Raw genomic sequence first — 21,828 nt, 5'->3', positions numbered from 1 at the left:
TCCCGGATAAACGATAACTTTCAGATGTAAAAAAGTCATTGCATATTTTTAATTAGATCAGAATCCAGATAACAGAAATGAAACCATTCGTGTTTTATAAACGTATAATTGTTAGATAATACGATTGGAGGTATTCTTATGTTTATTGAGCCTGATCCTATTGGAAATGCGATGTTTACAATAGTTCCAATTTTTATTATAGGCATTTTTATTTTTATAATCTTTAGAGGAATCAGCGAATGGAGTTCAAATAATAACTCTCCAAAACTGACTGTTCCTGCTAAAGTCGTCACGAAAAGAACAAGCACTTCCGGAGGCACTCATCACTCGACTGATCATACGCATTCAATAGCGACAACGTCTTATTATGTAACATTTCAATTTGAAAGTGGTGATCGGACAGAGTTTTCTCTTAGCGGTTCACAATTTGGAATGTTGGCGGAAGCAGATCTTGGAATGCTCACTTTCCAAGGCACTCGCTATCTTGGGTTTAAGCGTGATAGTGACTAATTTTGATTTGATGCCTAATATGGTATTCTTCACTAGAATAATAATAAGCTTAAGTGAACAAACTGTCGTCGAGTTTGACTATCTAATCGAACTTCTGTTATATTCGATTAGATAGTCGAACTTTTTATTCGATATAGGATATTATTTATTGGAAATCAGTTGAAAGGGGTGCGCTATGTCTAATCCAGTTTCTGTCTTCATTATGGATGTAAGTAATTCTTCGGTGGAAGACATTGGTGGTGAATTAAGTAAATATCTTCATCAGTTAGAAGAAAGGATATCTATCTGGACGAAGGATATCGCAACGACTAAGGTAATTCATCGTTCTGGTGATGAGGTTGTAGTCGTTAGTAGTGGCTATGCAACAGCTTATACACTTGCCTTTTATATTAGTCGAATATGGAAATATAAAAATCATCAACCCTATTTTGGTCTTTCGTTTGGCGACATTGAGGAAGATCTTAACAGTCTTTATATAGAAACATGGATCCATCCTTTGATGAAGCAAGCAAGATATTCCAACGATGTTTTAAAACAACAAGGACAAAATCGATCTCAATTCAACTTCGTTTTAGATGATTTTTCAAGCCGAAAATCACTCGAAAGTTACCACTTATATAGGCGTCAATTTGAAACTTTACTAAATGCCATTCTAAGATTGCAACAAAATCAAATAAACGAACAAACAGAAATTCAGTCACTTGTTTGTTCTTTGTTTCTAATACTTAACCAACAAAATAAAGTGAGCCATTATCTTGGTAGGTCGGCATCCACTGTTTCAAGCCATATTAAAAAAGGAAAATGTGATAATATTATTAGTGCTTTTACTGATATTGTTAGCGTATTGAATTCCCTGCACTCCTATAGTGAGATCGATTCGAGATCTGCCCAGCAAGTGATGAATGAGCAATTACAAACTAACATCAAACAGATTGTGAGCAATAATCTTCATGATTATTTTCCATGCAAATAGAAAAGGAGGTAGAAATGATGATTGTATTATTGCTGCTTCTTGCCCATTTAATCGCTGACTTTTGGCTACAAACAGACTTAATGGTGAAAAATAAGATGAAACAATTGAAGAAGCATATGTTCCATCACCTATGCACAACGGGACTAGCATTGATAATCATTTGGGCGTATCATTTTCACTTTGCTAACATCATCGGCTATCTCCTATTCCCCATAGCTTTTATTGTCTTGACACATCTCATTATTGATGTGCTGAAGATAAAGCTGCTCGATACGATAAAAACAACAAACACTGATAGTTTGAAAAAACTCGGTTTCTTCTTGTTAGATCAGCTCCTGCATGCGGCAATGCTACTCGTCGCCTGTATCATGTTCTTTGATGTGAAGGCTACCACAATGCTGACTTGGTTGCTAGAGAATGATGGGACAAACAGTTTGGGCTTAGTCAATATGCTTCTATTTATCATCATCATTTTCATTTTAGCTACAAGCGTGAGTGGACATATTATCAAATTATTAATGGGCTCATTGCCATCTGAACTTGCAAATTTCGAAGGGGAATTTACTTTTAGTAATAAACTGATAGAGGTAAGCGATAGGAACAAACCTAAAATAGATAGTAATTTCAATGAGGAGTATCACTACTTTATCTATTCTAAGCCGCTCCATTCTCGGGGAAAGCTGATTGGCTATGTAGAGAGATTACTAGTTATTTCATTAACAGTTGTTGGTGCGTATCCGTCTATCGCTTTTATTATAGCGGCTAAATCGATTGCGCGATTCAAACAATTGGATGACCGAAATTGGGCAGAATATTTCTTGTTGGGTACATTATCCTCCATATTTCTAGGATTAATGCTTGGTTTTTTAGTAAAAGAAATTGTGATGTAAAGGCGAAACAATCCACCAAGGAAGAATGAAGTTCAATTCTTCTCCAAGGAAGAATGCAGTTAATTCTTCCCCGAGGAAGAATGCAGTTAATTCTTCCCCTGAGTAGCAAAACTCAGGGGGATTGTTTTGTTGGCGCAGCCATTTTAAAATGATTTCTCTCTACAATTTTTACAAACTTTAACTGTCCCGGCATTTTCCGTTCTAAAATCATACAATAATTTTATTCTTTTGCGCAAACAGATCGGACACTCGCCTCTACCCTTTGATGGCAGCTTTTTTAATGCTTTTCCTCTGTTACTTTTCCCCATATCGATCCCCCTTGAAAACAATCACCGTTCTTTTTAGTAAATGATGGACATAGGAAAAGATTGACGCAAATTAGAAATTTATTTCTCGTATTCAAATAAGTCATTGTAGTTGCCAAATATGTTCTGAAAAACTCTTCATAGCTAGAAGATGACTAAACAACATCCGATTCCCTTCCAAAATCACCTTCCATATTAAAACCAATATAAACTGCGAATACTACCAATAGAGCACTGATCGGCAGTACAAGTAATGTTCTAAATAAAACATCGGCAGCCACCTCAACCCCATAATAGACAAAAGCCCAATGCACAGTCGTAAAAAGTACTGCAAATAATAATCCAGCCGTAATAATAAAAATCAAGCGATTTTTAGAAGTTATATTCAGTTTTACCACACTTCCGAGTACAAACGGTACCGCACAAAGTAAAGATAAATAAGCATAATTTAAGTCTAACAGTCCCCCGTTCAAATAATAATCTCCTACTAGCATCCGATTAATGATCGCCGTCCCATAAACCAATAAAAATGCGCCAATCAAACTACCAAACACCAAGGATAGTTTTGAGTTTATCAATATGAACATCCCTTCCTAATCTTAGTTAATTAGTTTATGCCTGTCCCGCGAATCATTATGACTAGTCCGATTGTATTTATTAAAATAAAAAAATCCTGAAAGGTAGCTTAAACTAGCTGTTTCAAGACTTTTATCCCTTAATCCCATGAATGGCTGGTGCTCGTTTCATGTTTTTTATTAAATAAAAATGCAATTCCAGACAAAGCAATCATCAGCCCGATAGAGGCCAATCCCATAGTCATGCCTTCTATAGTTAAATGACCGGTAACACTTGCGATTGCGATTCCAAATCCTATACCAGCTACTATCGCTGCCAGAATGATTCGTAACATTTTCTCCATTCCCCTCAAGGATAATATACGGGATAAATGACCCTATTCGCATACTATTCTTGATTGAAATAAATTGTTACCCTTAGAAATAACAAACAAAAAAAGTAGCACAAACTAAGTTTTTAGTCTGCACTACTCACTTCATCTTGATTCGACTCTTAAACGATCCGTTCCTTTTAGTTCTTTAAGTGAAACCGCTCCGATACCGAACATCGCCATGCGAAGTTCTAATTCTCTCGTTTCCATGACTTCCATGACATCTTCAAATGATTGTGTGGCTTCTTTCAAAATCGACCGCCCGACACCGACTAGATCGCTGCCTAATGCAATGGCCTTCGCTGCATCTACGCCAGTTTTCACGCCGCCGCTTGCAATAATGGTTTGGTCTTCTATATGATGCCTTACTGAGGTAATGCAATCCACGGTCGGTATTCCCCATTCGCTGAAAGCATCTGCCGCTTTTCGTTTCACTGGAATCGTAGAGCGGAATTTCTCAACTTGACTCCAGGAAGTACCGCCTGCGCCTGCTACATCAATAAAGGAAATACCGACATCGCATAACTTTTTAGCTGTAGCGCCGTCGATACCCCAACCGACTTCTTTCACGCCGACGGGAACGCCGACTTCAGAACAAACTTGTTCGATTTTCAATAATAGATTTTTGAAATTTGTATTTCCTTCAGGTTGAATGACTTCTTGAATGCTATTTAAGTGCAGAACAAGTGCATCTGACTCTGTGATTTCTATAATCCGCCTGCATTCATCTGTTCCGAAACCATAATTAAACTGTACTGCGCCCAGATTTGCGATGATCGGGATACTAGGTGCATATTTCCTTACTTGGAAAGATGATCTGAACTTTTCGCTTTCAATTAATGCACGTGTAGATCCTAATGCCAATGCCCAACCTCTTTCTTCGGCGGCTTCGGCCAAGTTTCGATTAATCTTTTCCGCAAATTCAGCGCCGCCAGTCATCGAGCTGATTAGAAATGGCGTTTTGCACTCAAAATCTAAAAAATTTGCATGAATCGATATTTCCTCAAAGTCTATCTCGGGTAAGGCATTATGTAGAAAACTGACACGTTCAAATCCGGTTGATATTGAATGCCCCGTCACTTTTTCTTCTAATGCAATTTGGATATGTTCTGATTTCCTTTTATCAATAGGTCCAGTCATTTAATCGTGCCCCCTAATTCTTTATACAGACAGCGAATCATAATGCACCGTATTTAGACACATGCAGTCGTAAAGGTAATATGTCTTCTGAATTCCATTCATTATACAAATGCTCTGCATCCCTCTTGTCCTGAACAAAAGCGATTCCACAGTCTCCGCCACCTGCGCCTGATGTTTTACCGCTCCCATACTTATCGGCTATTCGAATTAACGATTTAAGTTTGGGTGTTTCTATATTGACCTCTGCAGAATCGCTTAATAGTTTAATCGCATCCCGATTTTGTCTCAGACTTGAAATCGCTGAATTGACATCATTTTTCTCGAAACTCTCGATTAGGTTACTTACTGCTTTTGCACTTTGCTCAATAAAGTTTACATATTCTGTCGGTCGACCATTGCGTAAATTATTGATTTTAGTAACCATTGGAGCTGTAGCAGCGATATTTCCTGTCCATCCGACGCAGAGAATAAGATCTTTTGGCGGGTTTATGTTTTCAATTAACAGACTTGGCCAATGCTTCTCGACGATTTCACTTATTGGCGTTTTGTTTCGTAGTTCGTCCAAAAGCCATGCGGATGTAAAAGCTGCATATTGAATCCATCCACCGTATGTAGAAGCCGCAATATCCGCACAAGAACCATTTCCTTGAGTTTTGAAATGTGCGATGGCAGAAAGTTTATAGATTAATTCAGCTGTCGGTTGTAATTCGTAAAATTTAAACATAGATGTAATGGTAGTAACAACCACTGCCGCACTCGAGCCTAAACCATACTTTTTTCCTGATGAATCGTCCAGTTCGCTAGTAATCAATAAGGAAAATGGACGTGGACGAATCGAATTTTCTTCTATAAAAGAATTGAACGTACTTATTGCATTACGAATAAACGTCAACTTCGAATCTGAACTGTTGAAATTCACTTCCACTCCATTGCAGTCCCATGTAACATTGTTTAACCCCAATTGCGGTAGTGAAAGAAGATTTCGATCGTTTTCTTTTATTTCTGCATTCATATATCGATTGACAGCAACGACGATTGCTAACCGGTCAGGTTCTAGCACAGAATACTCCCCGGCAATCATCAGTTTTCCTGGCACTTTGATATGATGTGTGGTGTTTCGCATGACTAACAACACGTCTTTCTTTTTGTATGAGGCAAGTAGGAAATTCCCGGACCCGGATGGCAAGTATACACATCTTGTACAGGAGTTAAGGCCATTAACGCTCCTCGAACGTATTCTTCGTCCTTAGGCTGACAAAGAACTTTAACATTCGGACCCGCATCGATTGTGAAGTATGCACGAAAACCCGACTCCCTCAATTCTTGGACCTTTTCCATGACATCGAAAGTAGCGCTTTGCCAATACATGAATGGCGGATTTGCCCCTAATGTCGTGGCGTGCATTTTCATTGCATTTCTTTCGAGGACCTCCCCAAGCATTTCAAAGTTTCGCTCGTTGATGGCTTGTTTTGCAACTTCCAAATCTTCATCTACCGTTTCTAACCAACCTTGATAAAATGGAGATGTTTCAACAGATCTTCTCATGCCTTCGCGACTCAAGATTTTTTTCTCTTTCGGTTCTAAAAGCACGGATAAAATGGTTAAATCCCATTCTTTTTCATGCAGAACTTGCTCTGCATAAGAATCTGTACCGTCAAGCAATTCTCCTTTTTGCCATTCTACATAGCCGCCGTATATTGAACGACAGGCAGAGCCCGAACCACGCCGCGCAATTGTGGATAGAGTTTGTTCATCGATATCCATGCCTATCGCTTTCGTCGCCGCCGCGGCCAACGCTGCAAAACCGGAAGCTGAAGAAGCGAAACCAGCCGCAGTAGGCACTTTGTTTAAAGAATCTACTACCGCAAACATTTTCACGCCCGATAATTTTCGTATAAGGTCTAATAATTCACTAATTTTTTTAGTTTCATCATCAGTTGCCAATGTTTCATTTAAGTAAAACTTATCCGCTGTTAAACATTCACAAAACTGAACAGAAGTTATTGTATAAAACTGATCCAACGTAATGGAGAGGCTGTTGTTCATCGGTAAAAACAATTCTTCATCACGTTTTCCCCAATATTTAATTAAAGCAATATTCGTATGAGCTTTAGCTGTTGCTTCCAAATTTACAACCCTTTCATAAATACATTCATTTAACTATCAATTTTTTTCGACTTTGAAACTCCAGGTTTGAAATGCCCCCGCTGCAAGTAATGCCTCTTCGAGTTCTTTTGCATGTCGGTGATTTTTTGCAAGTGCCAGAATGCAACCGCCTCGCCCGCCGCCTGTCAACTTAGCGCCAAGCGCGCCTTTTTTCTTTGCGGCTGAGACCAATAGATCGATACCAGCATCGCTCACGCCCAATAGAGTTAGCTCGCGTTGCGCAACGTCAAGAGTTTCCCCTAACTTACCAATCTCGCCGCTAATCAGTGCGCTTTTAGCTTTAAATGCATGATCTTCAAGTGAATTCAGGGATTGCTCGGTTTTGACGACATCGAAATTATACTTTTCCTTAATGCTCTCGACAGCCCCGCGAGTATTGCCGATTCGGCCCGTATCCGCGACAACTAGATAAAATGGACTGCCTATTTCTAAAGATGTTATTGGATTTCCCCGTTCAAACCAAATTGGATGGTCATTTGAAGACGCGGCCGCATCTATCCCGCTAGGATTACCATGCGCGTACTTTTCAGAAATATGGACAAGTTCCTTAAGTTTCTCGTCTTTCAGCTCTTGCTTAAAGTAATTAAACAAGCCCCTCACGATAGCAATCGCAATCGCAGCACTTGAACCTAAACCGCGCCCTATAGGTATTGTTGATTCTAAACAAACTCTGAGTCCTTCAGGTTTTTGCATTAAGTATTTTAAGGTTTCATTTATACAGACTGCAATACCTTCCATACTTCCAGGTATTTCTTGATAAGGCCCGCTATAATATGGTGATTCAAATAAAATCGTTTTATAATTGTTGATTTCTTCGATTGTAGCTCGTGCTTCAATCGTTGGAAACGGGAGTGCGATCGCTGGCATGCCGTAGACAACCGCATGCTCGCCTATCAATATTAATTTACTATGTGCAGTGCCTACTGCAGTTTTACGAGGTATGGCAACCATACAGTAACCTCACTTTCTAAATTAGCTAAATTCGCATCGCACCCGTATGAAAAATACGTCACCTTTGATTTTACCATTATTAATGGATACTTCCAATCATCCTTCTTCGCATAATCATAACCTCTTCCAGCTTCTATACATAGGATAGGGTATCCGATAATTGGAAAGGAGGAGTTTTTTGCACTACGTCTATTATTCAACCTTGACCTCACCTCCACAACCGCAAGCTGCTGTGGATCCAAGTCCATTTCCGCCTGTTGATCCTAAGCTTCTAAATATTTCGGCGAATAAGTTTCAAGATCTTATGAGGCAAGCAAATAAACTAGTAGAAAAAATTAGTACTTCTAAAGAGTTTGCTTACGAACTAATGAATGAAGCCCAGTTGTCAAATGCCGCGAAAGTAGAGGAATTAATAAAATCAACTGGAATCACGATGAAAGTTGAAATTTCATTTACCCCAACCGGAATTCAAATTAAATTAGATAATGCTGAAATTCAAGGAAGATGTTGTCAGTTGGTTATGTTACTCCATTGGTGAGTAAATGCTTGTAAATCCCTAAGTAAATGACTTTTAAGAGGTGAAGTAAATGCAGATTCATGTTGTGAAAAAGGGAGAATCATTATGGGATCTCTCCCGCCGATTCGGCATTCCGATTGACCAGATTATTAACGTAAATCAATTGGAAACACCTGAGAAAATTGTTGTAGGTCAAGCATTAATCATCCCTACATCAACACCAGTAACAGCTAAACCAGTTATTGATGTGAATGCTTACACGATTAATACAGGAGAAACAGGTGCCGAAGAAATTCACAGTGCAGGTGAAGATTTAACCTATTGGATGCCATTCGCCTATCGGATGACAGCTACCGGCGGCCTAGAAGCCCTCGATGATGCCGCTATGATTCAAGCAGCTTTAGCGGAGCGAGTCGTCCCCGTATTATGCATTACCAATTTTAGCGCAACGGAAGCTGGTTCAACATTAGCGCATACCATTCTATCAAATAATGACATTCAAGAACGTTTATTAACAAATATAATATCGTTAATGAAAGAAAAAGGGTATCGGGGTATAAACATTGATTTTGAAAACGTATTACCCGCAGATCGTGTGCTTTACAATCAATTTTTACAACGTTCTGTTGACCGATTGCATCCTGAAGGCTTTTTTGTTTCGACTGCCCTTGCGCCGAAAGTTAGTGGTGAACAAAAAGGGTTATTGTATGAAGCGCATGATTATGAAGCGCATGGAAGAATCGTTGATTTTGTTGTGTTAATGACTTATGAGTGGGGCTATCGGCTTGGACCGCCCCAAGCCATCTCGCCTCTCAACCAAATAAAACGTGTACTTGATTATGCAGTTACTGTAATTCCCAGGGACAAGATTTTTTTCGGATTTCAAATCTATGCTCGTGACTGGGTGCTTCCGCATGTACCCGGGTCAGAGGCTGAGACATTTAGTCAACAGGAAGCCGTTCGACGTGCCGTACAACATAATGTGGCCATTCAATATGACGAAACAGCCCAGTCCCCTTTCTTTCGTTACGCAGATGATCAAGGTCAAACGCATGAAGTATGGTTTGAAGACGCCAGAAGCGCACAGGCAAAATTTAATACGGTGAAAAATTATAATTTGCGCGGAATCAGCTACTGGGTGCTTGGCTATCCGTACCCGCAAAATTGGGTGTTACTTGAAGACAATTTTACAATACGTAAAAGAATGTAGATTCAATAGTTAGAAACAAGTAAACCGCCCTTAGCTATCTAAGCCCAAGGACGGTTTGTTTTTGATTTGCATTCGAGCTCCATATAACACATACAACAAGTCACTTTGTTATGGTTATTCTTCCGTTATCGGATCTTAATTTTATTAAATGTTCACCTTTCCCAAACACTGTATGCTCATTCTTTTCTCCGAAAATATCGATTTTCCCATTATCTGTTTTCACATCAATTATTCCATTGGTCGGCTCATTTTCGGTCATAATTTCAATACGTCCATTTGCTGTTGCTAAATCTATTGGACGATCCAAATCATTTGTTGCAAGCATAATACGGCCGTTGTCTGTCTTTCCAATAATTTCGCCATCAACTTGTTCTAACATGATCTTACCGTTATTTGATTGAATATTGGTAGAAACCGCATCGACATTTTTCAATTCGATACTTCCATTGTCAGTTTCAAAGGATATATCTTTAACTTCCAAGTTTTCTGCTTTGATCTTTCCGTTATTACTTTTGATTTTAATCAATTCATATTGTTTTTCGGGAACTTTTACTAGTAACTCCATTTTGGAAAATGATAAATCAAAACGCAAGAAATTCCATCTTTTCTCCTTGAACTCTACGGTGAGCGTTTTATTACTAACTACTGCATTGAAATCAAACTTTGCATTTTTTCTCTTCTTTCCAACATATTCAACGGTAGTAATCGAACTATCGGTCGGAATAATTTCTACCGCCGCATTGTCGGAAAGGACATCTATCGTTGTGAAATATTCGTCCTCCATCACGACCTTGTTCGAGTCATCAACAAATTTATTCCAAGCTTGAAATAGCAAACTACCACCTAACACAACGACAACAATAATCAGCAATACAATAAGCAATCCCCTATTTTGTTTCATTTTCTAACCTCCATATAATAATTTCCTCTAAACCCATTATATTGGGTGGCAAAAGCAATTTGAATGGACTTGGGGGGTGGTTTCATCTCAGCCGTTGGTCGTAGATTTCCGTTTTCTGAAAGCCAGCCATAATAAGACGAAAATAATAAGTGCGACTGCTTCAAGTGATAAAATATACCAAGGATAGGGACCTAATAAATCTAGCAGACTCTCATTTGCCGGTTTCATCCGTAAAAACATATAATTTGCATCAAAAAGCTGATTCACAAAAAAAATGAATGGCAGCAATACGTTTAAAACAATCATCGTATTCATAATTCCTCTAAATGTTGGTCTGTACCCTATAATCCAAGTAAAATAAAGCGCTGTAATGATAATTCCGATATGCGTATAGAAAAAATGGAAGTATCTAAAGTGCGGAAAACCCGCATCGAGAACAGGTGTTCCAATCGCCTGCATTGCTCCTCCGATGCCAGCAAAGAAGACGAACAGATATAAGCGCCTATCCCTTGTCCATAGCAGTAAAATCGCAACAAGTAAACTTATGCTGCATAATTCAAGCGGCAACGAACTCGATAAATTCCATCGTCCTGTAGTAACCATCCAAATGTGATAAAAGATTTCCATAATCAATAAAGATCCCGCAAAAAGTCGTTCAAATAATCGAAGATGCACCTGCCGAAGCGACAATTTCTTTTTCAACAGAAATAATAAATAAACACATAAGCATAATAAGACTACCGCTATTACATGTTCAGTGGAAAACATTATGAATGAAGGCTCAATTCCGTTTGCCATACTACCATCCCATTTCAATTAGACTATTAAGATTATTATAGCAGTACATAGTAGATGATTATGTCCCAATCAATAATACTTGCATTATACAAACAATTAGCGCGAATTAAAGTTGCAGTATGCAACTATTTGCGCAACGTCTTTTCTCTTCATGTTATTTTTCTATACTTTTTAGTTTTTCACTAAGCAGGTGCATAGACCTCATGACAGTCTCTCTCTCAAAGTCGTTCATAGATGATAGTGACGCTTCCATTGTTGCACCGATATGATTATTAATTTCTCCAACTAAGTTTTGCCCTGTTTCAGTTAGTGTTAATAATAAAATTCTTCGATCTTTACTATATGGTATTCGTTTGATTAACTTAATCTTTTCCAAAGTCCCGATTTGCCTAGAGAATGTTGTTATATCCATTCCAAGGGCGTTAGCAACTGTTTGCATCGACGGATTATCATGCAATGAGATTTCATGCAGAATTGAACTTTGAACGACAGTAACGCCCTCACAACTAGTTTTATGAATCTTATTCAGGTTTTTCGCAAGTGAATGAAATGTTGAAATGTTTCTTTCCATTTTAAAATCCCCCTTTTTAAAATGTAATGTTATGAAAAAACGCGCTCATAGTAACGAAGCGCGTTTTGTTCAATCTGGTATATCATATTGGTATTTCTCTTCAGAAATATGCTTATTATATCGGACCTTGAATAATTTAAATAAATGAGTGATCAATACTTTCAGCAAGGCGTAACCCGGTATACCAAGAATAACACCTGCCACTCCGAATAGTGAACCGGCAGTTAGTAAAACAAATATGATTGTAATCGGATGGATGCTAAGCGATTTCCCCATAATTTGAGGAGAAATAAACTTCCCATCTATCAATTGCACAATTGTCCAGACAACTGCGAGTTTGATCAACATAAATGGCGATGTTACAATTGCAATGATTACAGCCGGCGTTATGGCAATCAAAGGACCTAAATACGGAACTACACTTGTAAACATGGCTATTACGCCAAGAAGCACTGCATACTCCATGCCTATTATCTTAAATCCAATCGACACCATTATCCCGATACAGATCGCAACAAGAATTTGCCCCTGAATATAAGAACTAATTTGATGGTCGGCATCTTTGACAATAACTTCTGCATCATCCCGCATACTTGGCGGCAACATTTTGATAAAGACTTTCGGCAGTTTCTCCCCATCTTTCAATAAATAAAAAAGAATGAAAGGGACCGTGACGATCGCTAATACGAAACCCGTAAGCGCACTAACAAATGACGTTAAACCGACAGCGATTCCGCCCACCGTGTCAGTTAAAAACTTGCCGACATTGTCCGGTGCAGATTCTACTAGTGCAAGCGCGTTAATATCAAGCTTTTCATAATACGAAGAAAAAATAGATGTTCTTAAAAATGTATCAATATCCAATGCTAATTTTTTAAAATACGTCGGGAATTCATCCACTAAATTATTAATTTGTAATTTTAAAAATGGCAAAACCAGAAAAACCAGCAAGGTAATGAGACCGCTCGCGCCTAGAAAGATAATAAGGATTCCCCAAGGGCGAGGAATACGTACTCTTTCTAATAAACGCAGGATCGGCCTCAGTAAATAATAACCGATGGATGCTAAGATAATCGGCAAAACAACTGTTGAACTAAATACCTTTATCGGATAAAAAATAAACGAAACCTCTTTGAATACCACTATGATTAATCCGATGAGTAAAATTGAAACCAATACAAATAATGTACTTTTTCCACCGAGAAAACGAATGACATTCACTTTTTCATTTTCTGCATCCGTTTTCTCATGAGTTTGTTTTGATAGTGGCTCCTGCTTCAAATTCATCCCCTCATTCCGAATCAATCAATTTAATCAAGCTTCATATTCAAAAATCTTGAAATCTCTTCTTTATTTTTTTCAAGATCTAATTCAATAACCGAACCAGCATGGCTATAGGAATTAAACCAATAAGACCCTTCAATCGGAACTGTCATTGTTTCGATATCAGCACCGCCCTTTAGCGCAAAAGAAAGTGCACGCGTGATTTCATCTTTAGTAGTTAAATCTGTATGAATATAACCAGATAATGCTCCGATTGTTTTCGGAACGTTCATAATCACACTTGGCGTGAAGGCTTCATTTTTCACCGCGGATAATACTTCCTGTTGTCTCGCGACTCGTCCAAAGTCGCCTTCCGAATCAGCACGGAATCGTGCATAGCCTAGTAATTCTTTTCCGTTTAATTGCTTTTTCCCCTTTTTCAATGTCACGCCAATTTCTTTTGACATCTCTTTTTTTACATCGATTTCAACACCATTAGGAAATGCAATATCAACAATTGATTCAAAACTATCAAAGTCTATGATCGCGTAATGATGAATAGGGATTCCGAACATTCCCGTAATCGTATCCTTTGTTAGTTGAACCCCGTCTAAATAATACGCGGTATTTAACTTGTAAGATTGATAACCAGGAATCTCCGCATAGATATCTCTCATTAAAGAAATAATGCGCATAGTGCCTTCACTCTTATTCCATGATAACACCATCATTGTATCCGATCTTGATTTCCCGCTACCGTCATCATCAATACCTAAGAGTAAATAGTTTTCGGTTGATGAATAATTAGGATGGATGCTATCGCCTTTAAAAGGACCCGGATCAATAGAATTTCCTTTTGATAATGATTTACCCGAGTTATATTGGAAAATCGAATAAACTCCAATGAGTATGAAAAGTAAAGTTAAAATTGTAAAAATCACTCTACCGATACGAAGTTTTCTTTTTCTTGTTCTTCTCGAGATGATAATTTCATCATGATCTTCCACTAAAATTCCTCCAAAAATCGTTCTTTATAAAAGGACGAATAATAACTTCTATGGTTGCATTAATCATAACACGATACACCTATTTCGCTCTCATTTTTTGCACTGAGAAGTAATGTTGCCGGAAGGAGTATTATTTACTTATCATGGCATTCCCCCATCTCCTTACGAATCAATAAACATATACTACAAATAGATTTATCTAGAAAGGCGGTGTTATTTATGGGGTATGAACATGGCAAAGGTTATGGTTCCTCTTTTGCTTTACTTGTCGTACTTTTCATCCTGTTGATTATCATTGGTGCAAGCTTCATTTATTAACCGGTTGAAAAATAAAAACGAATTCGCTCAGAGGCACCTCCCGTAGATTGGAGCGCTTAATACGCGCTCTTTTATTATTCCTTTGCTATACTAATTTCATATAAAAACTAGAGGTGTTGATGTCAATGTCGAATAATAAGTTAGAGAAAGCAGCATTTGCAGGAGGTTGTTTTTGGTGCATGGTCAAGCCGTTTAAAGAATGGAACGGCATACACGATGTAGTCTCCGGATATATGGGTGGACATGTCGAGAATCCTACATATGAAGACGTGAAAAAAGGCGATTCCGGCCATTTGGAAGTCGTCGAAATTACATATGACCCCGAGGTATTCCCATACGATAAATTACTAGAAGTTTTCTGGCAACAAATCGATCCAACCGATGCGTATGGACAATTCCATGACCGCGGACATTCCTACTCAACCGCTATTTTTCATTATACGGACGAGCAACGTCAAATTGCCGAACAATCAAAGTCTGAACTAGATGCTAGCGGAATGTTCGAAAAACCGATCGTCACTCCTATTCGGCCTGCCGAAACATTTTACCGTGCAGAAGAATATCACCAAGATTACCACGAAAAAGAAAAAGAACATTATAAAGAGGACCGAGCGCGTTCCGGACGCGATGAATTTATAAAGAAACACTGGTCCGAATAAAGTAATGAATAAGGCAATAGGGCATAATTTCGAGGCTCTTTTCGAAACTTATGCCTTCGAATTTCGATGGTTTTATCGAAACTTATGCCTTGTAATTTCGAGGCTCTTTTCGAAATAACGCCTTCGTTTTCTTATATATTCTTCTTATTCGATTTCTTTCTTATCTCCAATCATAATGGTTAAGCCGAACATAACGAGATACATCGTCGTGATAATGATAAAAGTATACGTATGATTACTCGTCCAATCGAAGACAAACGCGATGAGCAGTGGTAAAAGGCCACCCATTATAAAGCCGCCCGTTTGCATCATGGCTGTCCATGAATTAGTTTCATCAGCTGTATCCGTCTCGTCTAACGGCAACAACAACGCAACGGGAAATAGACCTCCAAGTGGAATCCCCATAATGACTGCCCCCGCCCACATTAACGGATGAAAACCTGTCCAAAATAAACATGATGCTAATAAGCCAGAAATCAACATAACATTAATCCAAAGCTTCCGAGCCGGGAATTTCTCCATCATAAGCGGAAGCAATATATTTAAAAATATTTGAATGGTAGTCATGACACTTAGTAAAGTCCCTGCTTGCAGCAACGTCATGCCTGCAGATAACGCAATAGGAGCGAGCCATGTAATAATCGAAAAAAACAGAGCCGATTGCAATCCGAAAAACAATAGGAACAACCAGGCTTTACCCGTTTTCCAAGGTGATCGCCCTTTTTCTTTCAATTTCACGACGACGGAATCCTTTTGTTGTACTTCTATATCTTCTTTCATCATAAAAAACCACGAGATTATTCCAATAAAGGCTAATATCGCCCAAATACTTAGTGCGAAGAGATATGAATTCGTCGTTTCATAAAATAATCCGGTCAGTCCTGCGCTTGCAGCTGCGCCGACCCCCATTCCGAAAGAATAGACGCCAATGACGGAAGCGGCACGGTCAGGGAAATATTGTTTGATCATCGCAGAAAGAAGAGGACCTATGACTGCGATAGAAATCCCGATGACAAATGCTGTACTGATTAGAATCGGAAATCCAGAAAAAACGCCTCTTAGAGCAGTCATGCCCCCTATAAGAATCAGCATTACATACATAATACGCTTTATACCGAATTTACGATTTAATAGTGGTGCAAGTGACGCAAAGATTCCCATACAGACAACAGGAACTGCCGTCAGCAATGTAACTTGGACATTTGATAATGATAAATGTTCTCGTATTGTTTCAAGCATCGGTCCGATTGAAGTGATTGCAGGACGAAGGTTGATCGATATTGCAAATATTGTAAAAAGAATTAGGACCCCGCGATGTTTCTTTAATTGATTAGACAAAAGACATTATCCTTTCTGAACAGATATAATATTGGAAATGACTGTATTAGTTATTCCATTCCCCAACCATTTCGTGTTATACTAATAGCATTGAGATTTTTAGGAGGATACTTATGATAGCAGTAAATAATGTGAGTCTTCAATTCGGAGATCGCAAACTCTTTGAAGACGTAAATATACAGTTTAACCCTGGTCATTGCTACGGACTAATTGGTGCGAATGGTGCAGGGAAATCGACATTCATCAAAATTTTGTCAGGTGAACTTGAACCGCAATCAGGTAATGTCATTATGAATCCCAACGAACGCCTTGCAATACTGAAACAAAACCATTTCGAATACGAAGAAAACGAAGTGCTCGAAACAGTCATTATGGGACATAAACACCTCTATGACATTATGAACGAAAAGAACGCGATTTACATGAAAGAAGACTTTTCAGATGAAGACGGAATGCGTGCCGCTGAACTCGAAGGTGAATTTGCTGATTTAAACGGTTGGGAGGCTGAATCGGAAGCAGCAATCCTCTTGCAAGGTCTAGGCATCGGAGAAGAAATGCATCATTTGAAAATGGCTGAGCTAAAGGGCGCCGATAAAGTAAAAGTTCTTCTTGCCCAAGCTTTATTTGGCAAACCAGACGTTTTACTTCTTGATGAGCCTACGAACCATCTAGATATTCAAGCAATTCATTGGTTAGAAGAGTTCTTGATCAATTTTGATAACACAGTCATCGTCGTTTCCCATGACCGACATTTCCTGAATAACGTTTGCACGCAAATTGCTGACTTGGATTTTGGCAAAATACAAATTTATCCTGGTAACTATGAATTTTGGTACGAATCAAGCCAACTTGCATTGAAAATGGCTCAAGACCAAAATAAGAAAAAAGAAGAGAAAATTAAAGAACTCGAAGCCTTCATTAGACGATTTAGCGCAAATGCTTCTAAATCACGTCAAGCAACATCCCGTAAGAAAACACTTGATAAAATTGAACTGGATGATATCCGTCCATCATCAAGGCGTTACCCTTACGTTAATTTCCAAATTGGACGTGAAATTGGTAACGATGTCCTCACGGTTAAAGATGTATCGAAAACTGTTGACGGGAATAAATTGATTGACAATGTGTCATTCACTATAGGAAGAGAAGATAAAGTGATTCTTCTTGGTAACCCGCTTGCGAAATCAGCTCTTTTGGATATATTGGCAGAAGAAACAGAGCCGGACACTGGATCTATTAAATGGGGTGTCACGACAACGCGTGCTTACTTCCCTATCGATAACAATAAATACTTCCAGGGCTCAGAAAATTCTTTAGTTGAGTGGTTACGCCAATACTCTCCGGAAGATCAAACAGAAACATTTTTACGCGGTTTCCTTGGCCGCATGCTCTTCTCGGGCGAAGAAGTTAACAAAAAACCATCAGTTCTTTCCGGTGGAGAAAAAGTTCGCTGCATGTTATCAAAAATGATGCTTACAAGTGCGAACGTACTTCTTCTCGATGAACCGACAAACCATCTAGATTTAGAGTCAATTCAAGCATTGAATGATGGTTTAATCGCATTTAAAGGTTCAATGGTCTTTACATCACATGACCATCAGTTCATTCAAACAATTGCAAACCGAATCATTGAAATTAATGACGATGGAACAATTACTGATAAGCTAATGACTTACAACGAGTACTTGGAATGGCAAAACAATAAATAATTTTTAAAAAATCGTCCTTTTATGCCAAAAGGACGATTTTATTTTGATTTAAAGTGAATCATCGGAGGTATACTACCTAAAAAGGAGTGATCTTAATGAAGAAAATCAGACTATTGTTCATGCTCTTTTGTTCACTGCTCTTAATTATTGGTTGTACTAAAAATAATAGCGCTATTAATCCTCCAGTCGAAAATAATACCGATCAAGGTCCCGATGAAGAAGAAAAAGCTGAGGATAAAACTACTGATAAAGAAAAAGCTGATGCAGAGACCTCGATGATAAACTTTTTTTTGCCCGACGGTTCGAGCGCACACTACGAAGGTGATGGCAATGAATTTGCGGAACTCAGTATTGAAGTTGCTCATATTGACAATAAATACGTTGTGATTGATGAAAATAACGGCGGTGCGTTAATACGAAAAATATATCAGGTCGGAAATGACAAGATTGAAACGCTTTTCGAAGATGCCATCGATATGGATGAACCGATACCAACAAAAGAAGAAATTAATAAATTAGGCGGAACAGAAATATATTTGCAAAAACCTTTCGAGGTAGGCGCTAAATTTGATCAATGGACAATTGTAGAAACTGACGCAACAATCGAAACGCCCTTTCAAAAATTCGATCATGTCCTCGTTATTGAAATGAAAGAAAACGATTTTGTAAACAGAAAATACTTCGCAGAAAACTACGGAGAAATCAAAAGAGAATCAGTCATGATGACTGAAGATGAAGATGATTTCGCAGTGACGTCGACTTTAGAATCAGTAAATAAATAAAAAAGAGCCAGTATATTTTTTTCGTTACTTTACAGTTATAAAACACGTTAATGAAAAAGAGGCATCCTCGCACGGGAGGACGCCTCTTCTAATACTCAGATTAGACTAATTTTACAACGTTAGCAGCTTGTGGGCCGCGGTCACCTTCAACAACTTCAAATTCAACTTGTTGACCTTCGTCAAGTGATTTGAACCCTTCTCCTTCGATTGCTGAGAAGTGCACAAATACGTCGTCTTCGTTTTCAACTTCGATGAAGCCGAAACCTTTCTCTGCGTTAAACCATTTTACTGTACCTTGTTTCATACTAATACCCTCCAAATAATAAATACTTATAATATGGAACTTTTCTAAATAAGAAAAATTCACATATTACAAAAAGTACCGTAAACGCCGATCACTTTTTGTAATATGTGAATACGTTAGTCGGGTGTTCCCTGCTTTAATTGTTGTATCTATTATAACATTGTTCAAAAATATGTCAATTAGAAAAAACAAATTATTCTAATTACATTTTTTTATCTACTATAAGGTTTCCCCTTAAATAATAAAATAATTCCATGATAAATTTGTAAATCATCACTGCATGCTTCACAATTTAGTTTTTCGCTCTCTGACCAAAAAGCAAAAAAACAATTCTTTTTCATCGTTTCATTTTTATATTTTACACGAAGCTCAGACAGTCTTTCTTCTAAGAATTTAATAGCATTACTTTCATCAATAAATGTTTGCCGCGATAGTACCTCTTCTTCCCAACCTTCGAACATCCACCACGGTTCAAAATCAGCTTTCATATAGATCACTTCATACATACTCTGTTCCCTCCACTTTTTGGAGATAATAATCTCATTCAAGAACGTCTATAATTTTAGCAAATAGAGTTTCAATGTCCATTTTATTGCTTAGAAAAAATCAAAAGGAATGTGACCTAAACAAATATAAGGTATAATCAAGAATGAGGTTGAAACTTTATCTGTTTTAATTCGTATAAAAAGTATATGAGTAAAGGGGGCCTGAACGTGAGAGAAATAAAAAACTTCTTCATACGACATACTATTTCAACACCAATAAGCTTTGGTACTTGGTTATATTTAATACTCGGTACCAGTTTAAATATCTTTGCAGCTACAGGCCTAGGAATTGCACTTTATCTGGGTAGTACATTTGCAATAAAACAAATACAAATAACATCTACAATTAAAAGGGTTGGATTGAATCGCTCAGAATTCGCTTATATTAACGGACAAATGAATGATGCAAAACAAAAATTAAAACGGTTGAACAGCTATTATGGTAAAGTCAGGTCTGTACAAGCATTTAAACAACTTCATGAAATAAATACGATTTCTAGAAGGATACTAAGCATTGTTCGGACAAATCCCGATAAATTTTATCATGCTGAAAACTTTTTTTATGCGCACCTAGATTCAGCGGTTGAATTAACGTCAAAATATTCAATCCTTGTTAATCAACCCTTAAAAGACAAAGAACTTCAATTAGCACTTCAAAACACGAGAAATACACTAGCTGATGTTAATGAACAACTTGAGCAGGATTTACGTAATCTGCTCGCATCAGATATGGAAAGACTTCAAATGGAACTCGACTTTGTCGATGTGACGATGAATAAGAAAAAACAGCTTTTAGAAATGAAAGGAGACGACAACACAAATGACAGAAAATAATAGCATGACGAATGATATCAAAACAATGGATGACTTACTCGATAATCCATTCGATATGAATGAACCATTGCTTCCTAAAGAAATGCAAACAGAAAATCAACAGGTCGGAACGGCTGTAAAATTATTGGATCGTTTGACACCATCAGAGCGTGAAAAGGCGGTTCAATTAGCTGAACAGATTCCCGTTGGAAATTACGAAGCAATTATCACTTACGGCGCAAATGCACAAAGTGAACTTTCCCGCTTCTCTCATCAGATGCTGGATCATGTTCAGAGCCAGGATATTGGACCTGTTGGCGATGTGTTAAAAGAGTTGATGGATAGGCTCGGGGAAATAGACCCTGATGACTTAAGCGAAAAGAAAAAATCACCGATCAGTAGATTATTCGGAAGGGTCTCCAAGTCGATTCAAGAAATGATGACTAAATATCAAAAGTTAAGTACGCAAATTGATCGGATTGGCGTTCAACTCGAACATTCCAAGCGCGGTTTAATGGAAGATGTAAAAATGCTTGATAATTTGTATGAACAAAATAAAACATATTTTCAGGCGTTAAATGTATATATTGCCGCAGCAGAAATAAAACGTGATGAATTAGCGAATGAAATCATTCCGAAAATGCGCCGTGAAGCTGAACTGTCAAATGATCAAATGGCGTTTCAAGAGGTAAATGATATGGTGCAATTCTTGGATAGACTTGAAAAACGCTTATATGATTTACAATTATCCCGACAAATCACAATTCAAAGCGCCCCGCAAATTCGCATGATTCAACAGACAAATCAAACACTAGCGGAAAAGATTCAATCATCTATCATGACGTCTATTCCACTATGGAAAAATCAAATTGCGATTGCTTTAACGTTGAATCGTCAAAGAAAAGCCGTCGAATCGCAAAAATTAGTAACGAAAACGACAAATGATTTATTACTTAAAAACTCGGAAATGCTAAAGCTGAATTCAATTGAAACCGCAAAAGAAAATGAACGCGGCATAATTGAAATCGATACATTAAAGAAAACCCAAGAAAATTTAATTCAAACGATTGAAGAAACATTAATCATCCAAGCCGACGGCCGCGCAAAACGAAAAGCAGCAGAAATTGAAATTGGCCGCATGGAAGAGGAATTGAAACAGCGACTCATTGCTGTTCATGAAAAAACAGAAAACCGCTCTCAGTGAGAGTGGTC

General features: G+C 38.0%; 25 protein-coding genes. 11 read left to right on the top strand and 14 right to left on the bottom strand.

The genetic code is table 11. From position 1 onward, the window contains the following. The first annotated feature begins 138 nt into the window (after positions 1-138). From G8782_RS01600 to G8782_RS01590, 3 genes are all read left to right on the top strand, one after another. A complete protein-coding gene (locus G8782_RS01600; protein WP_172369160.1) occupies positions 139-510 on the top strand; it encodes a DUF2500 domain-containing protein in 372 nt (123 codons plus the stop codon). Positions 511-685: 175 nt separating this feature from the next. Next, entirely contained in the window at positions 686-1,483 is a 798-nt protein-coding gene (locus G8782_RS01595) for a hypothetical protein (protein ID WP_172369159.1), read from the top strand. 17 nt (positions 1,484-1,500) lie between these two features. Next, a complete protein-coding gene (locus G8782_RS01590; protein ID WP_172369158.1) occupies positions 1,501-2,373 on the top strand; it encodes a DUF3307 domain-containing protein in 873 nt (290 codons plus the stop codon). Positions 2,374-2,833: 460 nt separating this feature from the next. Here the strand turns inward: G8782_RS01590 and G8782_RS01585 are convergent, their stop codons facing one another. The 6 genes from G8782_RS01585 to mvk form a co-directional block, all read right to left on the bottom strand. Further along, positions 2,834-3,256: a hypothetical protein gene (locus G8782_RS01585; RefSeq protein ID WP_172369157.1), complete on the bottom strand. Its 423-nt coding sequence runs from the start codon at positions 3,254-3,256 to the stop codon at positions 2,834-2,836. A 137-nt stretch (positions 3,257-3,393) separates the two neighbouring features. After that, positions 3,394-3,588: a hypothetical protein gene (locus G8782_RS01580; protein ID WP_172369156.1), complete on the bottom strand. Its 195-nt coding sequence runs from the start codon at positions 3,586-3,588 to the stop codon at positions 3,394-3,396. A 141-nt stretch (positions 3,589-3,729) separates the two neighbouring features. Further along, positions 3,730-4,764 carry a type 2 isopentenyl-diphosphate Delta-isomerase gene (gene fni / locus G8782_RS01575; RefSeq protein WP_172369155.1) on the bottom strand — a complete coding sequence of 345 codons (1,035 nt, stop codon included), beginning with the start codon at positions 4,762-4,764 and terminating at the stop codon, positions 3,730-3,732. 37 nt (positions 4,765-4,801) lie between these two features. Beyond that, positions 4,802-5,887 (bottom strand): phosphomevalonate kinase, encoded by a 1,086-nt coding sequence (locus G8782_RS01570; protein ID WP_172369154.1) that lies wholly within the window; start codon positions 5,885-5,887, stop codon positions 4,802-4,804. 2 nt (positions 5,888-5,889) lie between these two features. Further along, positions 5,890-6,891, bottom strand: a complete 1,002-nt coding sequence (gene mvaD, locus G8782_RS01565; RefSeq protein ID WP_172369153.1) for a diphosphomevalonate decarboxylase — start codon at positions 6,889-6,891, stop codon at positions 5,890-5,892. A gap of 36 nt (positions 6,892-6,927) precedes the next feature. Beyond that, the gene (mvk, locus tag G8782_RS01560; RefSeq protein WP_172369152.1) at positions 6,928-7,881 is read right to left on the bottom strand and encodes a mevalonate kinase; all 954 of its coding nucleotides are present in this window, start codon (positions 7,879-7,881) and stop codon (positions 6,928-6,930) included. A gap of 178 nt (positions 7,882-8,059) precedes the next feature. Between mvk and G8782_RS01555 the strand changes: the two genes are divergently transcribed. Together G8782_RS01555 and G8782_RS01550 are read left to right on the top strand one after the other, a co-directional pair. Further along, positions 8,060-8,419: a YuzC family spore coat inner layer protein gene (locus G8782_RS01555; protein WP_172369151.1), complete on the top strand. Its 360-nt coding sequence runs from the start codon at positions 8,060-8,062 to the stop codon at positions 8,417-8,419. Between the two features lie 49 nt (positions 8,420-8,468). Further along, on the top strand, positions 8,469-9,608 hold the full coding sequence (locus tag G8782_RS01550; protein WP_172369150.1) for a glycoside hydrolase family 18 protein: 1,140 nt from the start codon (positions 8,469-8,471) through the stop codon (positions 9,606-9,608). 100 nt (positions 9,609-9,708) lie between these two features. Here G8782_RS01550 and G8782_RS01545 read toward each other — a convergent pair whose 3' ends face one another. From G8782_RS01545 to G8782_RS01525, 5 genes are all read right to left on the bottom strand, one after another. After that, positions 9,709-10,509 carry a DUF4097 family beta strand repeat-containing protein gene (locus G8782_RS01545; RefSeq protein WP_172369149.1) on the bottom strand — a complete coding sequence of 267 codons (801 nt, stop codon included), beginning with the start codon at positions 10,507-10,509 and terminating at the stop codon, positions 9,709-9,711. 87 nt (positions 10,510-10,596) lie between these two features. Next, entirely contained in the window at positions 10,597-11,307 is a 711-nt protein-coding gene (locus G8782_RS01540) for a YwaF family protein (protein WP_172369148.1), read from the bottom strand. Between the two features lie 154 nt (positions 11,308-11,461). Further along, complete coding sequence (locus G8782_RS01535; protein ID WP_172369147.1) at positions 11,462-11,878, bottom strand: MarR family winged helix-turn-helix transcriptional regulator; 417 nt, start codon at positions 11,876-11,878, stop codon at positions 11,462-11,464. Positions 11,879-11,947: 69 nt separating this feature from the next. Further along, complete coding sequence (locus tag G8782_RS01530) at positions 11,948-13,099, bottom strand: AI-2E family transporter (RefSeq protein ID WP_343034996.1); 1,152 nt, start codon at positions 13,097-13,099, stop codon at positions 11,948-11,950. Between the two features lie 89 nt (positions 13,100-13,188). Beyond that, positions 13,189-14,148, bottom strand: a complete 960-nt coding sequence (locus G8782_RS01525; RefSeq protein ID WP_172369145.1) for an LCP family glycopolymer transferase — start codon at positions 14,146-14,148, stop codon at positions 13,189-13,191. Positions 14,149-14,367: 219 nt separating this feature from the next. On the opposite strand from G8782_RS01525, the gene G8782_RS01520 reads away from it, so the two are divergent. Together G8782_RS01520 and msrA are read left to right on the top strand one after the other, a co-directional pair. Continuing rightward, positions 14,368-14,466, top strand: coding sequence for a YjcZ family sporulation protein (locus tag G8782_RS01520; protein ID WP_172369144.1), 99 nt, complete (start codon positions 14,368-14,370; stop codon positions 14,464-14,466). Between the two features lie 125 nt (positions 14,467-14,591). Beyond that, positions 14,592-15,125, top strand: a complete 534-nt coding sequence (msrA, locus tag G8782_RS01515) for a peptide-methionine (S)-S-oxide reductase MsrA (protein ID WP_172369143.1) — start codon at positions 14,592-14,594, stop codon at positions 15,123-15,125. Between the two features lie 144 nt (positions 15,126-15,269). On the opposite strand, the gene G8782_RS01510 is transcribed toward msrA, so the two are convergent. Then, the gene (locus G8782_RS01510) at positions 15,270-16,463 is read right to left on the bottom strand and encodes an MFS transporter (RefSeq protein WP_246231517.1); all 1,194 of its coding nucleotides are present in this window, start codon (positions 16,461-16,463) and stop codon (positions 15,270-15,272) included. 113 nt (positions 16,464-16,576) lie between these two features. Here G8782_RS01510 and G8782_RS01505 point away from each other — a divergent pair, with 113 nt between their 5' ends. Continuing rightward, positions 16,577-18,172, top strand: a complete 1,596-nt coding sequence (locus G8782_RS01505; protein WP_172369142.1) for an ABC-F family ATP-binding cassette domain-containing protein — start codon at positions 16,577-16,579, stop codon at positions 18,170-18,172. A 95-nt stretch (positions 18,173-18,267) separates the two neighbouring features. Further along, the gene (locus tag G8782_RS01500) at positions 18,268-18,954 is read left to right on the top strand and encodes a hypothetical protein (protein WP_172369141.1); all 687 of its coding nucleotides are present in this window, start codon (positions 18,268-18,270) and stop codon (positions 18,952-18,954) included. A gap of 100 nt (positions 18,955-19,054) precedes the next feature. Here G8782_RS01500 and G8782_RS01495 read toward each other — a convergent pair whose 3' ends face one another. Both G8782_RS01495 and G8782_RS01490 read right to left on the bottom strand, forming a co-directional pair. After that, the gene (locus G8782_RS01495) at positions 19,055-19,258 is read right to left on the bottom strand and encodes a cold-shock protein (RefSeq protein WP_075527843.1); all 204 of its coding nucleotides are present in this window, start codon (positions 19,256-19,258) and stop codon (positions 19,055-19,057) included. Positions 19,259-19,470: 212 nt separating this feature from the next. Beyond that, complete coding sequence (locus tag G8782_RS01490) at positions 19,471-19,764, bottom strand: DUF1033 family protein (protein WP_172369140.1); 294 nt, start codon at positions 19,762-19,764, stop codon at positions 19,471-19,473. Positions 19,765-19,971: 207 nt separating this feature from the next. Here G8782_RS01490 and G8782_RS01485 point away from each other — a divergent pair, with 207 nt between their 5' ends. After that, a complete protein-coding gene (locus tag G8782_RS01485; protein WP_172369139.1) occupies positions 19,972-20,637 on the top strand; it encodes a 5-bromo-4-chloroindolyl phosphate hydrolysis family protein in 666 nt (221 codons plus the stop codon). Further along, entirely contained in the window at positions 20,624-21,820 is a 1,197-nt protein-coding gene (locus tag G8782_RS01480) for a toxic anion resistance protein (RefSeq protein ID WP_172369138.1), read from the top strand. Before G8782_RS01485 ends, G8782_RS01480 begins: the two co-directional genes overlap by 14 nt. The last annotated feature ends 8 nt before the right edge of the window (positions 21,821-21,828 follow it).

The sequence above is a fragment of the Sporosarcina jiandibaonis genome, assembly GCF_013184495.1.
Taxonomy (GTDB): Bacteria; Bacillota; Bacilli; order Bacillales_A; family Planococcaceae; genus Sporosarcina; species Sporosarcina jiandibaonis.
This window is presented reverse-complemented; position numbering and strand designations above follow the sequence as displayed.

Excerpts from the sequence above, each read along its gene's own strand:
- G8782_RS01520 (WP_172369144.1), top strand. The coding sequence starts at position 14,368 with ATGGGGTATGAACATGGCAAAGGTTATGGTTCCTCTTTTGCTTTACTT.
- G8782_RS01480 (WP_172369138.1), top strand. The coding sequence starts at position 20,624 with ATGACAGAAAATAATAGCATGACGAATGATATCAAAACAATGGATGAC.
- G8782_RS01600 (WP_172369160.1), top strand. The coding sequence starts at position 139 with ATGTTTATTGAGCCTGATCCTATTGGAAATGCGATGTTTACAATAGTT.
- G8782_RS01570 (WP_172369154.1), bottom strand. The coding sequence starts at position 5,887 with ATGCGAAACACCACACATCATATCAAAGTGCCAGGAAAACTGATGATT.
- G8782_RS01580 (WP_172369156.1), bottom strand. The coding sequence starts at position 3,588 with ATGTTACGAATCATTCTGGCAGCGATAGTAGCTGGTATAGGATTTGGA.
- G8782_RS01595 (WP_172369159.1), top strand. The coding sequence starts at position 686 with ATGTCTAATCCAGTTTCTGTCTTCATTATGGATGTAAGTAATTCTTCG.
- G8782_RS01495 (WP_075527843.1), bottom strand. The coding sequence starts at position 19,258 with ATGAAACAAGGTACAGTAAAATGGTTTAACGCAGAGAAAGGTTTCGGC.
- G8782_RS01535 (WP_172369147.1), bottom strand. The coding sequence starts at position 11,878 with ATGGAAAGAAACATTTCAACATTTCATTCACTTGCGAAAAACCTGAAT.
- G8782_RS01550 (WP_172369150.1), top strand. The coding sequence starts at position 8,469 with ATGCAGATTCATGTTGTGAAAAAGGGAGAATCATTATGGGATCTCTCC.
- fni (WP_172369155.1), bottom strand. The coding sequence starts at position 4,764 with ATGACTGGACCTATTGATAAAAGGAAATCAGAACATATCCAAATTGCA.
- mvk (WP_172369152.1), bottom strand. The coding sequence starts at position 7,881 with ATGGTTGCCATACCTCGTAAAACTGCAGTAGGCACTGCACATAGTAAA.
- G8782_RS01500 (WP_172369141.1), top strand. The coding sequence starts at position 18,268 with ATGAAGAAAATCAGACTATTGTTCATGCTCTTTTGTTCACTGCTCTTA.
- G8782_RS01490 (WP_172369140.1), bottom strand. The coding sequence starts at position 19,764 with ATGTATGAAGTGATCTATATGAAAGCTGATTTTGAACCGTGGTGGATG.
- G8782_RS01545 (WP_172369149.1), bottom strand. The coding sequence starts at position 10,509 with ATGAAACAAAATAGGGGATTGCTTATTGTATTGCTGATTATTGTTGTC.
- G8782_RS01540 (WP_172369148.1), bottom strand. The coding sequence starts at position 11,307 with ATGGCAAACGGAATTGAGCCTTCATTCATAATGTTTTCCACTGAACAT.
- G8782_RS01505 (WP_172369142.1), top strand. The coding sequence starts at position 16,577 with ATGATAGCAGTAAATAATGTGAGTCTTCAATTCGGAGATCGCAAACTC.
- G8782_RS01590 (WP_172369158.1), top strand. The coding sequence starts at position 1,501 with ATGATTGTATTATTGCTGCTTCTTGCCCATTTAATCGCTGACTTTTGG.
- msrA (WP_172369143.1), top strand. The coding sequence starts at position 14,592 with ATGTCGAATAATAAGTTAGAGAAAGCAGCATTTGCAGGAGGTTGTTTT.